We start from the raw sequence: 14894 nt of genomic DNA, 5'->3' as shown, positions 1-14894 counted from the left end.
ACAAATGACCAATGACAAATGACAAATGACCAAGTTTAGTTAGGCAAATCTAACTTACATTCCAATGCTTTTTTTTGCATGGTTTTAAAAATGTTGTAAAACCCATTCGCACGGGAAGGTGTCAAGCTAACATTTAAACCTGTTTGTTGAATAAAATCTGGGGTAAGTTGGACAATCTCAGTTGGCGTTAGTCCATGTAATCCTTCAACCAGAAGCCCTACTAATCCTTTGGTTAACTGGGAATCGGAATCGCCCTGAAATACAACCTTACCGTTATCCAAAGCTGCGGTGATAAAAACTTGAGACACGCAACCAGGAACTTTATTTTCGGGTAATTTATCAGCTTCTGGGAACTCATTGAGCTTCTGAGCGTACCAGATTAGCTGTTCGTAGCGTCGCTTCGGTTCGGAAGCGCGTTGAAAGCGCTGGACAATTTTAGCGAGCGCAGGTGGCAAAGAATCTAGGGTTGAGGACATAACAGAAGCTGCAAATGATCGGTCTTACCTTGAGTGTAAATTATCTTTAGAACTATGGCGCCTCTTATTCACTTGGCATTATGAAGCTTGCCATTCTGAATATAATTTATCAAATCCAGATAATCCTTGCGTAGGCGCAGCCCGACCTAGGCATCGCATTCATCTTCGGTCAAGTTTTTTGATGCGTCTAATTACAAAAACTTAATTTTTTTATAAGCAGGTTTTGACAGCAACTATATATAAGTTACCGTTGTATCAGTATAGACTTATTCTTATTACGTAAGTATGGGGATACGTGAAATTTATGTATCGTTTGATTTTACTATGCGATACCTAAGTTTGGACTGCGCCAACGCATTTACAAAATTAGGTGCAAGTAGATTTTAACTAAGCAGCTAGGTGATAATAAACAATTAAAAATTAAAAATCAAAAAAAAATTCTGATTTTTAATTTTTAATTTCTCTCCCTCAAGGATCAATTCGTAGTTTGTGCAGCTAGCATCTGCTTCAGCTTTTCTAATTCCGAAGCCCAACGAGGATCTGGACGAATAGCGTCTGAATCTGTGGTTGTGGTGCTGGTTTCACGAGAACCACCGCCGCCACTGCCGCCACGACGAGGCTTCTTAGAGCTTTTATCACGACGGCTACCTTCTCTGTTGGGGCTAGGAGTTGGGGTACTACTAGCAGCAAGACTAACTGGTTTAGGAGCTTGCTCATCGCCCTCTTCACCCTTTGTCCGAGGTAATGCCTTTTCTAGCTTAATGGGAGTGTCTTTGAACATCTGCCCATTATACTTTTCAATGATTTCGTCAGCTTGTTCGTCATTGTTGACGGTAAGAAAACCGAAACCACGGCATTTGCCAGTTTTGCGGTCTTTAATTAATTTAGTAGTTACAGCATCACCTTCGGCTGCAAAAACTGCTTGCAGATCTTGACGATCTATTTCATCTTTAGGCAAATTACCTATATATAGGCGAACGGACATGAACTATACCTCCAGAGTTGAATGAACATGGCAAGGCGAGAAAACAATTACTTGGCTTTGGCTTTTAAATAGATGCTATTAACCAAGGCTGCCATTAACCAATTTTTTTGCTCGAAACTGTCAACTTATACAACAATACAGTTTTTCGTCGGGATCAAGCTTGTTTAATCCAAAGGCCCACACTATGGTGAGCTAATAACACCTTAATTCTAAGAATTGTAAATTTAATAGCCTATTGCCTGCTAAAGTACACGCTTTCTTCTATGCCTTTTTCGCAGAATCAAATACCATTCCTTACATTACCACGGTATTTTCTACGTAGCTAGTTTAGCGCACACATTTCCGACGTTAGTATTACTGCATCGTAACATAAAACACATTTTTTATTCAAGGGAGCATATTTTGAAACAAAAACCAGCCGATGGCTGGTTGATTTCCTGCTGTGTTGGGAGGATAAAAAGGTATGGAGTGGGGGAAAAGCATCCGAATTCATCACTAAGCTATAGTGCTGAGTTATGTTGGCTGCTAATGTTTGTGTAAATAAATGTAACACTTGTAAAGAAAACCTGCAACTTTTGTTTACATTCCGATTTGTCCTTTGTCCTTTGTCCTTTGCTAATGACCAATGACCAATGACAAATGACCAATGACTAACCAGTAAGAAAAACGTATGCGCCCCAAGCCTGTGCTGCAACTGCTAAAAAAGTAGACCAAATGGGATGAGGGCTATGAATGGTTTTACCACTTTGAGTTTCCAAGGTTTGGATATCGATCCAAGGTGTTGCTCCTCGGCGGAACCAACCTGTGACAATAATTTGCCTACCAATTAGATCCTGATGATTAACTGACTGTCCTAGCCAAGAAATGTGGTGTAATTTCACTAAACCTGCGCTGGATTGGAGGATTAAATCTTGCGCTAGGGAGTTGCTAGTGCCTTGACGACCTAATAATTTGCCCACAAGACGCACGCTGACGCTATCAATTGGTAAGGCAGAAGGGTCAGATAACAGGTTGGGTAAGTAGTCGTCAGTTTGCACAGTGTCAGGTTTGATATCGGGGAAGAAAGAATTAATCCGCATCACTGTACCGATGCTAAAGCCAATCAGAAGACAGCCTGTAATGAAAGACCAATCTTCGTATATCCACTTTAGATTTAAAAACTTTAGTGTGAATGCTAGTTGCCAGGTTAGCCAGACTAAAGCTGCAAACAAAACCCCTAGAGGAATTCCCAACCAGGGAGCGATTTGTAATAAGAAAGACTGACGCTTCACCTTTGACGGTTCGCTAGCAAAATGTAGCTCGGTGTCTAGATGCCAGTGACGGGCTATTTGGCAGAGGCGTTCGATGCGATCGCCCATCAAAGGATGACTACTATTAATCGTAAACCATCGGCGATAGGGATTGGCAGTATCCCACTTCAAAAAGGCTTCAAAAGATAGATTGCTGGCAATAGTGCCCAAAGCGAGGCTCTGTTGGTAGCTGACTGGTGTCAAAAGATTTAAGCTTTCTAGTTGCCAACTGGTCTGTTCCTGCTTTTGGATATCAGCTGCAATGCCAATAGCAATTTTGAGTAAAGCGCGAATCAGGGCATTGGGATTGCCAGTAATTTCAGATGCAACGCGATCGCTATAATAAAGCCGCAACCGCGATAACCACAATCCAGTCCCAGTCAGCAAAGACCAAACTCCATAAATTAGACTAGCCACAATTGTCACCGGCCAGCGCCAAATTTTCGCTGATATTTTGTCTCCCCACTGCGACACTTGCTGATATAGCTGATGAATTGGTAGTGTCACCAGCAGCAACAAAGACATCACAGCAAAATCCCAGTGAGCAATATGCCCTAATTGCGTGGCGTAAATAGTGGCGATTTCATCATCTGCTAATTGCTCTAATAGCCCTTGACTCACAACAATCCTGGCATTACGTGGTAAACTGCCATAAGTCAGGATAATTGGTGCAGCCATTGGTAAAATCCGCAGTTTGGGTATGGGCCAGTGTCGCTGTTGGCAACAACGTTGTAGCACCCGAACGGCTTCGCGGCTATGGGTATTCAATACATCTTTAGGAAATTCTCGCTGACCATACAATTTCGCCAGTAGTAGATCCAGCAACCAAGGTGATACTCCGATTAAAATCACCAATACTATTAGCAACAATCTAGTAGGATCGCGGTATAAAAGTTGCAGCGGCTCCAGATAAGGTAGTTTGACTAAAGTCTGGTTGATGAATCCCAATGCTAACTTGAGGATTTCTCGCATAACCCAAAACAGGGCGATGAATGTCCCTGCTGACAGTAGCCGCAAAGGAATTAATTTCGGTTTGCGTAGGGGTTGCCATGCTCTAGCGCGTTGTGCTTGCCGCCAATAAATAACACCGAATAATTTGGCTTGGGTGCGAGTCACAGAACCCATGAAGCCATTTAGGGGTGCAGTCGTCGGTGGTGGTAATGGTGACGCTACTGTAGCTTTGAGTCTAGCTAGTGGCACCATCGACGGGGTGTCGTCGCTTTTGGTTTCTGTGACTTGATCTTTTGGTTTTTCCTCTAATGTAGGAGTTTCCGGGGGGGGAACTGGGGGAGAATCTGGAGTTGAATTATCAAAGGCAACAAATCCAGTTTCGACATTTTTTGATTCTTGATCGCGTTTTTTACGTTTTGTCAGGTGTTCGAGAGCGCGTGTTGCCCACTCTTGAACTTGCGGATTGTTACTCTCAATGAGATTCTGGGATATAGCGATCGCTTTGGACACTTCGCCAGTGCGAGCATAAGCCATCACTAAACCAACTTGGGCTTGTAAGCTAGCAGTACCATTGCTTTGGCTGCTAGCAATAGGTTCTAAGTGAGCGATCGCTGTTTGGTAATTTCCCTGCTTGAGGGCAACTAAACCAGCCTCCAAAGACGATTTGGCATGTGAAGGCATACAAATTCTGGCACTCCAATCTCTTCTAGGTGATCCACGTTTGTGCAAAAGCGCGAACCTCGGATGCCGTGGAACTCAACCGCGCTCAAGTTTTGCTTGTCAAGTGAACGATAGAGATTGAATAAAGACCTCAGTCGTCAAAATTCAGTTGGTTCTTCTGTTAAAACTAATTCTGAATTCTGGATTCTGGATTCTGTATTCTTCTTCATTCCTCCACTGGTTTTTGACTAGAAAATACTGGAGCGATCGCGCTTAATTTTAACTCTGGATGGTCGCCCAATAATTGTTGACAATTCCATTCATTGCGGAATAGTAACACTGGACGTCCCATACTGTCTTTAACTGTAGTGGTATTGAATATTCGTCCCACTTTTTCTAATGCTTCCCAACCACCCTCAACCCAACGGGCGACACTGTAGGGCAATAACTCTAATATGGTTTCTACACCATACTCATTTTGTAAGCGAAACTGCACCACCTCGAATTGCAACTGACCCACCGCCGCCAAAATTGGATCGCGCTTGGCTTCATCAGTTGAATACATAATTTGTACAGCACCTTCTTCTCGCAATTCCGCAACGCCTTTTTGGAATTGTTTAGATTTTGAGGGGTTGGGATTCCTCATAGACGCAAACAGTTCCGGCGAGAAATACGGAATCCCCTCATATTCGAGTTTTTGTCCCGTGTAAATTGTATCCCCGATCGCAAAAACACCGGGATTATTCAAACCGATCACATCGCCAGGATAAGCTACATCAATCGATTCCCGCTCTTGAGCAAAGAGTTTTTGCGGGCGAGATAGACGGATAAGTTTACCAATGCGGGCGTGATTCACCATCATATCTTTTTCAAACTTACCAGTGCAGACCCGGATAAATGCGACGCGATCGCGGTGCTTCGGGTCCATATTCGCTTGCAGTTTGAAGACAAACCCCGAAAATTCTGGGTATGTAGGAGGAACTTCGCCAACACTGCTGACATGAGAACCGGGTTTGAGGGCATAGTCGAGGAAATACTTGAGGAATAACTCTACCCCGAAGTTAGTCATGGCGCTACCAAAGAACACAGGCGTCATTTTGCCTTCGTGTATCAACTGTAAATCTAGCTCTGGCCCAACTCCTTCTAACAGTTCTAGATCATTTTTTAGTTGGTGGTAGAGGTCTTGTTCTAGCTGTTCTTCTATTCTCGGATCACCTAACTCGATTATCGTATCACGGGCTTCGCGGCTACCGTGGAAACTGCGCTCAAAGAGGTGTATTTGTTGCTTGTGTCGGTCAAAAATACCTTTAAAGCGATCGCCCATACCAATCGGCCAGTTGACCGCATAGGTTTGCAATCCCAATTCTTGCTCAATTTCATCCAACAGTTCCAGAGGTTCCCTACCTGGGCGATCGAGCTTGTTGACAAATGTAAAAATCGGGATACCCCGCAACTTACACACTTCAAACAATTTGCGGGTTTGGGGTTCCAAACCTTTTGCCGCATCAATCAGCATCACGGCATTATCGGCGGCCGCGAGGGTGCGATAAGTATCTTCACTGAAATCTTGGTGTCCCGGCGTATCTAATAAATTTATTTGACAGTTCCGGTATTCAAATTGCAACACTGTGGAGGTGATGGAAATACCCCGTTGTTGCTCCATCGCCATCCAGTCAGAGGTAGCCTTTCGCTGCGCCCGTCGCGCCTTCACCGCCCCAGCTTCGTGAATTGCACCTCCGTACAGAAGTAGCTTTTCTGTTAGTGTAGTTTTACCCGCATCAGGGTGAGATATAATCGCAAAATTGCGGCGAAGTTCAACCGCTTGAATAAGTTCAGACTGAAGTTCAGTAGACATAAGTGTATTTGTTTGTTAGCTAACTTAATTTTTCTTGGCTCTTGTAAGTCTTTTAATCTTAAGACAACGATGCTCGTGATAGGGTCGTAATATAACCAACAATCTGACTAAATAGGAGAAAGGAATGTACGACACAGACAAGCGAAAGCTTCTATCTGCCTTGTCGCATGGAGCGATATTTTTCAGCACAACCTTGGTATCTGTAGGTATACCTATCGCTATACTGCTCGTCTCTGATGATCCTGTTGTTAAAGAAAACGCCAAAGAATCCATCAATTTCCACTTTAATGTCTGGCTTTACGGAGGAATTCTGGGAGCGTTGTTTTTTCTATTCGGTTGGTTAGTATTACCTCTATTATTGCTGGGGCCACTAGCCGGTCTGGGATATCTATTGCACTGGGGATTAACAATTTGGGCACTCATCGGAGTTTTCAGCAATCCTGATATACCCTTCCGCTATCCCTATATTTTCCGAGTTTTTTAACACAAATTTATGGTATTAGGCATGGGGCATTGGTAATTGTCAGTCCATTAAATTAGTAGCAAATTCTCTGCGTGCCTCTGCGTTTACCTCTGCGCCACTTTGCGTTTAAATTTCAACCCTCAATTCGCCAAGATTTTGCCAATAGACAGTCTTCTCATTCTGAATTTTGAATTGCTTATTATGTCGTTTTTTTCCCAGTCCGTCGGATAGATGCAACCAAGCTGTAGAATACAAAATTGCCCCACAACTTAATTAAGAGTAGGGCAAAAGGACAGTTAAGCACTGTTTGTAGTCTGTCTGACGGCAGGAAAATTTTAGCCTGCTTTTGTGACGCTTTGTTTTGTGTCCAATTGCGTTGTTTTTCTTCATAAAATTTTATGTTTCCTACACATCGTCCCCGTCGTCTGCGTACTCATCCCCAACTGCGCCGGATGGTTCGTGAAACTGTTTTAACAACAAGCGATTTAATCTACCCATTATTTGCCGTACCAGGTGAGGGAATCGCTAACGAGGTGAAATCCATGCCCGGAGTCTACCAACTTTCGGTAGATAAAATTGTTGAAGAAGCAAAAGAAGTTTACGACTTAGGAATTCCTTCGATTATTTTATTTGGGATTCCGGCTGATAAAGATGTGGATGCCACTGGCGCTTGGCATGATTGCGGTATCGTCCAGAAAGCGGCGACGGCGGTAAAAGCAGCAGTGCCAGATTTGATTGTAATTGCTGATACTTGTTTGTGTGAGTACACCAGCCACGGCCATTGTGGTTATTTACAAGTTGGTGATTTAACAGGACGAGTTTTAAATGACCCAACTTTGGAATTGTTGAAAAAAACAGCAGTTTCTCAAGCGAAAGCCGGTGCGGATATCATTGCGCCTTCGGGGATGATGGATGGGTTTGTGCAAGCAATTCGTCAGGGTTTAGATGAAGCAGGATTTCAAGACACGCCGATTTTGTCTTATGCTGCTAAGTATGCTTCGGGTTATTATGGCCCATTTCGGGATGCAGCAGACTCGACACCACAATTTGGGGACAGAAGAACTTACCAAATGGACCCAGGTAATGCCCGCGAAGCAATTAAAGAGATTGAATTGGATATCGCTGAAGGTGCTGATATGCTCATGGTTAAGCCAGCCTTGGCATACATGGATATTATCTGGCGGGTGAAGGAAGCGAGTAACTTACCAGTTGCAGCTTACAATGTTTCTGGTGAGTATGCGATGGTGAAAGCTGCGGCTCTCAATGGTTGGATTGATGAGGAGCGCGTGGTTATGGAAACTTTAACAGGCTTTAAACGGGCTGGTGCAGACTTGATTTTGACTTACCATGCCAAAGATGCGGCGCGATGGTTAAAGTAAGGTGAGCGATTGAGCAAGAATTTAGAAATCTCACGCAGAGGCGCAGAGGCACAGAGTTGTGTTTTGGTGTCTGGGTGTGAGATTTTGGTATTTTGGGTTTGGCTGGTGCTACAACTCTATGAGTGTGAGCAATTATTACCTCAAGATTTTTCGCGTATTGCTGAGTTGAATACTCAGTACAGAGATTTACCAGGGGATTTTGCAGATTTATCATTGATCGTCATTTCGGAACGCTTAGATATTGCTGCGATGCCTGCGGCGGAATACGCCTACGCTACTTTGGACAGTGATTTTGATATTTATCGCCGTTATCGTAAAAAACCTTTTGAGCGGGTGTTTTAGGGATTGCGATGGTCAATGCGTAAGTCCTAAAACCTATAAAATCTAACTTAGGTATGTGGATTTATGAATTTGCAACTCCTAATGTAGGGTGCGTTAGTGATTTTCGTAACATAATTTTTCTCAAGTATTGATGCGTTAAGCTTGACGGAATGCAACAGCAACTATATATCTGAGAATCAGCTGTCCATTCAGCCTCTGTTACGGAGTTAAAGTTTTGCGTTTTATTTGGCTCCACGTTTCTTATATTCTTGCTCCAATGAAGAGGATCGTTTAAACAACCCAATCTCTAACTAGTGCGATCGCTCACTGTATTTGTGACAGCAGCACGATAAAATTCTAAAACCATAATCGTACTAAAAGGTCTAAATGGCAGAAACACTATTCTTCAACGCCTTACGGGAAGCCATTGATGAAGAAATGGCACGTGATTCCAGCGTATTCGTTCTCGGTGAAGATGTAGGACATTACGGCGGTTCCTATAAAGTTACCAAAGACCTGTACCAAAAATATGGCGAACTCCGCATTCTAGACACCCCCATCGCTGAAAATAGCTTTACTGGGATGGCTGTGGGAGCCGCAATGACTGGGTTACGCCCCATCATTGAAGGCATGAATATGGGCTTTTTATTGCTCGCCTTTAATCAAATATCCAACAACGCTGGGATGCTACGCTATACTTCCGGCGGTAACTTTAAAATTCCGATGGTAATTCGCGGCCCTGGGGGTGTGGGACGACAGCTAGGCGCAGAACATTCACAGCGACTAGAAACTTACTTCCAAGCTGTGCCAGGGTTGAAGATTGTTGCCTGTTCCACACCAAGAAATGCTAAAGGACTACTGAAATCCGCTATCCGCGATGATAATCCAGTGTTGTTCTTTGAACACGTTTTACTTTACAACTTGAAAGAAGATTTACCAGAAGAAGAATACTTGCTACCTCTGGATAAAGCAGAAGTTGTGCGTGAGGGTAAAGATGTCACAATTATTACTTATTCGCGAATGCGGCATCATGTGTTGCAAGCTGTGAAAACTCTTGAAAAACAAGGATACGATCCAGAAGTTATCGATTTAATATCCCTCAAACCATTAGATTTTGATACTATTGGTGCATCAATAAGAAAAACCCATAAAGTCATTGTTGTGGAAGAATCAATGCGAACTGCGGGTATTGGAGCAGAAGTCATCGCCTCAATAAACGATCGCTTATTCGATGAATTGGATGCGCCAGTACTAAGGCTTTCTTCCCAAGATATTCCCACACCTTACAACGGTAATCTGGAACGACTAACAATCATCCAACCAGAACAAATCGTGGAAGCTGTGGAAAAAATGGTGGCGTTGCGAGTCTAGGGATTGGGGACTGGGTACTAGGAACTGGGTACAAGGAGAATAACCAATCCCCAATGCCCGATCCCCAGTCCCCAATACTTGCTCATAACTCCATAAAAGAGCGCTATTATAGCCTTTGTCAGTTGCGAGTTATGGTATGCAAAGACAGCGATCGCTATTAATTTTGATTTTAGTCCTGATAATCGCCGCTATTACGGTGATTGCCACAATTCCGATACCCCTTGGACTGGACTTGCGCGGAGGGTCACAACTCACAATTCAGGTGAAACCATCAGCGGATATTCCCAAAATCACCGAACGAGAATTGGAAGGTGTGAAGAAAGTTGTCGAAGGTCGGATTAATGGTTTGGGTGTTTCTGAGCCAGTGATTCAAACAGTCGGCACAGATAAAATATTGGTGCAACTACCAGGAGTTAATGATCCAGAGCAAGCTGAACGGGTGCTAGGGGGTACAGCGCAGTTAGAATTTCGGACACAAAAGCCGAATACAGAAACCCAACTGCTTGCTTTCCAAGCATCTAGAGCCGAATTGAAATTTAAGCAAGAAGAGTTGAGAAAGAGCACCGACAAAGCAGCAATTGTCAAGAATCAAGAAGATTTACAGAACAGTAATCAAGCGATCGCAGAATTGTTTGAAAGCACTAATCCACCGCTAATTGGCAAATACCTCAAGGATGCATACGGTGAACCCACTCAAGGCGACAACTGGAATGTTGCCATTCGCTTCGACCAACAGGGTGGTGAACTGTTTGCCAATTTGACGAAAAATCTCGCCGGGACTGGGCGCAGCATTGGTGTTTTTCTGGACAATGAACTGATTAGCGCTCCTACTGTAGGTATAGAATTTGCCGCCACTGGTATTACTGGTGGCTCTGCCGTAATTACAGGACGGTTTACCCCACAACAAGCCAATGACTTAGGTGTACAGCTACGAGGTGGCGCATTACCCGTACCAGTAGAAATTGCAGAAATCCGCACTGTTGGAGCAACCTTGGGTAAAGACAGCATCACTAGCAGTATCTACGCTGGTATCGGTGGTCTGACTTTAGTATTGATATTTATGGTGGTGTACTATAGACTACCAGGACTGATTGCCGATGTCGCACTATTGATTTACGCATTGCTGACCTGGGCTACCTTTGCTTTATTGGGTGTCACCCTGACCCTACCAGGAATTGCCGGTTTCATCCTCAGTATTGGGATGGCGGTAGATGCAAATGTGCTAATTTTTGAGCGGACGCGGGAAGAATTACAAGCAGGCAAATCCCTTTATCGTTCTGTAGAATCTGGTTTTTACCGTGCCTTTTCCAGTATTTTAGATGGCAACGTGACTACAGTCATTGCCTGTGCTGCACTATTCTGGCTAGGGGCTGGTTTGGTAAAAGGCTTTGCCCTAACTTTGGCTTTGGGTGTAATGGTGAGTATGTTTACAGCAGTTACCTGTAGTCGCACCTTAATGTTTTTAGCAATTACAATTCCCGCATTCAAGAAACCAGAACTTTTCTCTCCGAACCTGCCAACATCAAATAAGGCAGAGGTGGCTTAATGAAACTGAGTATTAACAAATCGCGATCGCTTTGGTGGGCTATTTCTAGTGCCTTCATCCTCGCCGGTTTCACCTCAATGGTGATTTCTTGGCAAAACCCGACCATCAAAGCACCCCTACGTCCCAGTTTGGATTTTGTCGGTGGTACACGATTACAGTTTGAACGAGATTGTACCAAACCGGGTAACTGCGACCAGCCAATTGATATTAATATCGTCCGAGAAGTAGCTAAAGAACAAGGACTGGGCGACAGCAGCATCCAAATTGTCACCGATAGAGACACAGGTGGACAAAATGGTATATCAATTCGCACAAAAAACTTGGATCGCGAACAGCGTACAAATTTACAAAATGCCTTAAGTGAAAAAGTCGGTACTTTTGACCAACAAAAAAATCAATTTGACACCGTTGGTCCTACTCTGGGATCAGAACTATTTAGGTCTGGGGTAATAGCTCTAATAGTTTCCTTTGCAGGTATCATAATCTACTTGAGCTTCCGTTTTCAGTTGGATTATGCGGTGTTTGCGATCGTTGCGCTATTACATGATGTCTTAATTACGGCAGGGATCTTTTCGATTTTGGGTTTAGTACTGGGTACTGAAGTAGATAGCCTGTTCATCGTTGCTTTACTGACAATTACAGGTTTTTCAGTCAACGATACGGTGGTGATTTACGATCGCATTCGGGAAACCCTGAAAATTAATCCTGATCGAGCGATCGCTGACATTGTGGATGATGCTGTGAACCAAACCCTAGCAAGGTCTATCAACACGACTTTAACCACGATGCTATCATTATTCGCTATCTTTCTGTTTGGTGGCGAGACACTGAAAAACTTTGCCTTGGCTTTAATTATTGGCTTTACAGCCGGGGCTTATTCAAGTATTTTCATCGCCAGTACTCTTCTAACTTTGTGGCGAGAGCGCAACGGTCAAACAAGTCTGGTAGTCACTGATGAATCGATTGATACATCTGCTGGTAATTAGTCATTGAGTATTGGGCATTGGGCATTAGTCTTTAGCAAATGACAAATGACAAAGGACAAATGACAAATGACAACTGACCCATCCTTTACTCAACAAGTAGAAAGATTACATAAGTTGACAATATATGGTAGATGGCTGTTTGTGGGCTGTTTATGGCTCACTATTGCGCCTGCTTCCTTGTGGGGTCTACGTGCAGAAATTTCTCTGTGGCAACAATATTTTACCTGGGTGGCGGTGCGATATGGGCTTTTCTACAATCCACTGTCTACCTTTGGTTTAGCCTTTTGTATCGGGATGACCGCTGCTGTTTTAGTTTGGCAAAGTCGGAATATCTTACTCGGACTACCACAGCAAGAAAAACAACGTTTAGAAAAACAAGTTTCTCGAATACGTCAACAGGGGCCAACTCATCCTCTGTGGAAGTGGATTTGTGATTAAATCTTCAAATCGTTGCATATAGATATACGTATTCAGCAATTTCTAGCAAAATATGACTTAGAAATAGCAAATATACTGCCAAAAGTGGTGCCATACATGAACGATCATCAGATTCAATTTAGCGAATGCAAGTCTGAAATTGACCTTTACCAACTGCAAGAACTGTTAAACGTTTCAGCTTTCTGGGCAAAGGGACGAAGTATTGAAGATTTAGGTATAGCTATTGCCAATAGTGAACCAGTGATTTCCGTCTGGGATAGCGATCGCCTCATTGGCTTTGCTAGAGCAACATCTGATGGCATATATCGCGCCACAATTTGGGATGTTGTGATTCATCCAGAGTATCAAAGTAGTGGATTGGGAAGTAAGTTAGTAGAAACCGTTTTGACTCATCCCCGCATGAGGTGGGTTGAGCGCGTTTACCTGATGACTACTCACCAGCAGGGTTTCTACGAAAAGATTGGTTTTCAAGCCAACACCACCACTACGATGGTGTTACACAACCTAGCTAACGCTGCTTTCGTTACCGCTACAGAAGTTCAGCTTCAGGAATCACTAGGGGGATAGAAATTTGTAGTCTGGTAAGCTGCTGGGGTGGATCATGAGCAATAGTCAAGGGTAGAATTTCTAACTTTCCTCCCATAACTTCTACCAGAGTTTGATTGATTAATAGCCTCATTCCTGGGGAAAGAGGAGCGTTTTTTTGGTCAATCTGACTCAGTTGATCTTCAGATTTGAGTAAATCAATCGGCTCGCTCCAAGGTATAGCATGGGTTGGTACATCCAGCCAAATGTTTACAAAATTATTTGTAGGTAAGGTGCTACTGGAAATACAGATGCTGCCTTCTTCCATCTGAGTAATGGCAGTGTCTATTAAACTGATCAATATTTGACGGAGCCAGAGGTTATCTGCCAAAACATAAATTTCTGGGTCGGCGGGTAACAATTGCAAGGGAAAATTGCGATTAGCCGCCAGCATATAAGTTAATTTATGAACCTCCTCCAAAATTTGGATTAAGGGTCGGGGCTGAATATCTAATTTATTGGTACCATGTTCAGTTCTCGCAACATTGAGAATTTCATCCATCAGCTTCAGCAGTTTCAGCGTTCGCTCGTGAGCTTGGGCAATAAATTCTCGCTCCTCAGCTGGATCTTCACACAAATCGGACAAAATTAACTGTTGCAAGCCAATCAGACCATTGAGGGGCGATCGCAATTCATGAGTAGTCCGTGCTAAAAAACCAGCTTTAAACTGGCTCATTTCCCTTGCCATCAGGTATGCCAGCTGCGTTTGCTGTAACTGTTGCGATATTGGTGGCATATCCTGTTGATCTGATGGTGCTACTGGGGATGAGCTAGATGAAACATTAGACGAACGCACAAATAACTGACGGAAAACCATACCTAGTGCAATTCCTGCTCCTAGATATATCCAGTTGCTCCAATTCATAATCTGGCAATTATTAACTTGTTAATTGATCACAACAGCGCAAACGAAAGTTCCAGATTTATCTGTTGTGCAAATCAGGAAAACAACATTATAGCTACCTATATCTGGTTATCACTCTAAATCTATAACTTGATCGCACCCTGCCGCAAAATCTGCCAATTTATCCCTGTCCATTTAGCAACGGTGGAAGGTACACCCATTCCTGGCATTTCACCCTCATATTCTGTTGTTGCTAGAGTCAGAACTTTAGGAAACTGATTCTCAATTTCTGCCATCGTTTGCAAAGGCGGTTGACCAGAAAAATTGGCGCTAGTGGTGGCAAGAGGGCCTGTTTGCGCCAAAATAGTTTGAGCGATCGCACTGTTTGGTACTCGGATACCAATTGTTGTCGGATCAATGGGGTTCATAACTTTTGGCAGGCGATCGCTCGCTGGCAAAACTAATGTCAGCCCTCCTGGCCAATATTTATCTGCTAATTCTTGCCAAACTTTATACTCATCTTCACTACCTTTGACATACGGCCACAAATCTTCAGCACTAGCCGCCATCAAAATCAAAGGTTTATCTTGACTGCGTTGCTTTGCCGCAAAAATTAATCCTGCTTTTTCTGGTATAGCTGCAAGTGCAGGAACAGTATCTGTAGGAAAGCTCACCAAAAGACCAGCACGTGCGCCAGCTATTAAATTTGTTAGAGAAACTTGTGTCATGTTTACGAAGTTAAAAG

13 protein-coding genes and 1 pseudogene are annotated in these 14894 nt (G+C 43.4%); 8 read left to right on the top strand and 6 right to left on the bottom strand.

Annotated elements, in window-relative coordinates; all coding sequences use genetic code 11:
- Positions 1–35: 35 nt before the first annotated feature.
- From ABF638_RS00380 to prfC, 4 genes are all read right to left on the bottom strand, one after another.
- Positions 36–476, bottom strand: coding sequence for a SufE family protein (locus ABF638_RS00380; protein ID WP_435019216.1), 441 nt, complete (start codon positions 474–476; stop codon positions 36–38).
- Between the two features lie 475 nt (positions 477–951).
- A complete protein-coding gene (locus tag ABF638_RS00375; RefSeq protein ID WP_435019214.1) occupies positions 952–1461 on the bottom strand; it encodes an RNA recognition motif domain-containing protein in 510 nt (169 codons plus the stop codon).
- Positions 1462–2111: 650 nt separating this feature from the next.
- Entirely contained in the window at positions 2112–4382 is a 2271-nt protein-coding gene (locus tag ABF638_RS00370; protein ID WP_435019212.1) for a M48 family metalloprotease, read from the bottom strand.
- 205 nt (positions 4383–4587) lie between these two features.
- Positions 4588–6216: a peptide chain release factor 3 gene (gene prfC / locus ABF638_RS00365; RefSeq protein WP_435019210.1), complete on the bottom strand. Its 1629-nt coding sequence runs from the start codon at positions 6214–6216 to the stop codon at positions 4588–4590.
- Positions 6217–6340: 124 nt separating this feature from the next.
- On the opposite strand from prfC, the gene ABF638_RS00360 reads away from it, so the two are divergent.
- From ABF638_RS00360 to ABF638_RS00325, 8 genes and pseudogenes are all read left to right on the top strand, one after another.
- Positions 6341–6700: a DUF4870 domain-containing protein gene (locus tag ABF638_RS00360; RefSeq protein ID WP_181931936.1), complete on the top strand. Its 360-nt coding sequence runs from the start codon at positions 6341–6343 to the stop codon at positions 6698–6700.
- Positions 6701–7077: 377 nt separating this feature from the next.
- A complete protein-coding gene (hemB, locus tag ABF638_RS00355) occupies positions 7078–8058 on the top strand; it encodes a porphobilinogen synthase (protein WP_179074055.1) in 981 nt (326 codons plus the stop codon).
- Between the two features lie 111 nt (positions 8059–8169).
- Positions 8170–8400: pseudogene (locus ABF638_RS00350) on the top strand (VapC toxin family PIN domain ribonuclease); the annotation flags it as partial.
- Between the two features lie 366 nt (positions 8401–8766).
- Entirely contained in the window at positions 8767–9750 is a 984-nt protein-coding gene (locus ABF638_RS00345; protein ID WP_069070088.1) for an alpha-ketoacid dehydrogenase subunit beta, read from the top strand.
- A 136-nt stretch (positions 9751–9886) separates the two neighbouring features.
- Positions 9887–11296 (top strand): protein translocase subunit SecD, encoded by a 1410-nt coding sequence (gene secD, locus ABF638_RS00340; protein WP_435019329.1) that lies wholly within the window; start codon positions 9887–9889, stop codon positions 11294–11296.
- Positions 11296–12282 carry a protein translocase subunit SecF gene (gene secF, locus ABF638_RS00335; protein ID WP_435019207.1) on the top strand — a complete coding sequence of 329 codons (987 nt, stop codon included), beginning with the start codon at positions 11296–11298 and terminating at the stop codon, positions 12280–12282. The genes secD and secF overlap by 1 nt, the downstream gene beginning before the upstream one ends.
- 66 nt (positions 12283–12348) lie before the next feature.
- On the top strand, positions 12349–12720 hold the full coding sequence (locus ABF638_RS00330; RefSeq protein ID WP_435019205.1) for a hypothetical protein: 372 nt from the start codon (positions 12349–12351) through the stop codon (positions 12718–12720).
- Positions 12721–12816: 96 nt separating this feature from the next.
- Entirely contained in the window at positions 12817–13287 is a 471-nt protein-coding gene (locus ABF638_RS00325) for a GNAT family N-acetyltransferase (RefSeq protein ID WP_435019203.1), read from the top strand.
- Here ABF638_RS00325 and ABF638_RS00320 read toward each other — a convergent pair.
- A complete protein-coding gene (locus ABF638_RS00320) occupies positions 13250–14170 on the bottom strand; it encodes a sensor histidine kinase (RefSeq protein ID WP_435019201.1) in 921 nt (306 codons plus the stop codon). The two genes, ABF638_RS00325 and ABF638_RS00320, sit on opposite strands and share 38 nt — an antisense overlap.
- Before the next feature lie 122 nt (positions 14171–14292).
- On the bottom strand, positions 14293–14877 hold the full coding sequence (locus tag ABF638_RS00315) for an L-threonylcarbamoyladenylate synthase (RefSeq protein ID WP_435019199.1): 585 nt from the start codon (positions 14875–14877) through the stop codon (positions 14293–14295).
- Positions 14878–14894: the final 17 nt, after the last annotated feature.

The organism is Nostoc sp. CALU 1950 (assembly GCF_051172895.1).
GTDB classification, from domain to species: domain Bacteria; phylum Cyanobacteriota; class Cyanobacteriia; order Cyanobacteriales; family Nostocaceae; genus Nostoc; species Nostoc edaphicum_A.
This window is presented reverse-complemented; position numbering and strand designations above follow the sequence as displayed.

Excerpts from the sequence above, each read along its gene's own strand:
- ABF638_RS00380 (WP_435019216.1), bottom strand. The coding sequence starts at position 476 with ATGTCCTCAACCCTAGATTCTTTGCCACCTGCGCTCGCTAAAATTGTC.
- ABF638_RS00375 (WP_435019214.1), bottom strand. The coding sequence starts at position 1,461 with ATGTCCGTTCGCCTATATATAGGTAATTTGCCTAAAGATGAAATAGAT.
- ABF638_RS00370 (WP_435019212.1), bottom strand. The coding sequence starts at position 4,382 with ATGCCTTCACATGCCAAATCGTCTTTGGAGGCTGGTTTAGTTGCCCTC.
- prfC (WP_435019210.1), bottom strand. The coding sequence starts at position 6,216 with ATGTCTACTGAACTTCAGTCTGAACTTATTCAAGCGGTTGAACTTCGC.
- ABF638_RS00360 (WP_181931936.1), top strand. The coding sequence starts at position 6,341 with ATGTACGACACAGACAAGCGAAAGCTTCTATCTGCCTTGTCGCATGGA.
- hemB (WP_179074055.1), top strand. The coding sequence starts at position 7,078 with ATGTTTCCTACACATCGTCCCCGTCGTCTGCGTACTCATCCCCAACTG.
- ABF638_RS00345 (WP_069070088.1), top strand. The coding sequence starts at position 8,767 with ATGGCAGAAACACTATTCTTCAACGCCTTACGGGAAGCCATTGATGAA.
- secD (WP_435019329.1), top strand. The coding sequence starts at position 9,887 with ATGCAAAGACAGCGATCGCTATTAATTTTGATTTTAGTCCTGATAATC.
- secF (WP_435019207.1), top strand. The coding sequence starts at position 11,296 with ATGAAACTGAGTATTAACAAATCGCGATCGCTTTGGTGGGCTATTTCT.
- ABF638_RS00330 (WP_435019205.1), top strand. The coding sequence starts at position 12,349 with ATGACAACTGACCCATCCTTTACTCAACAAGTAGAAAGATTACATAAG.
- ABF638_RS00325 (WP_435019203.1), top strand. The coding sequence starts at position 12,817 with ATGAACGATCATCAGATTCAATTTAGCGAATGCAAGTCTGAAATTGAC.
- ABF638_RS00320 (WP_435019201.1), bottom strand. The coding sequence starts at position 14,170 with ATGAATTGGAGCAACTGGATATATCTAGGAGCAGGAATTGCACTAGGT.
- ABF638_RS00315 (WP_435019199.1), bottom strand. The coding sequence starts at position 14,877 with ATGACACAAGTTTCTCTAACAAATTTAATAGCTGGCGCACGTGCTGGT.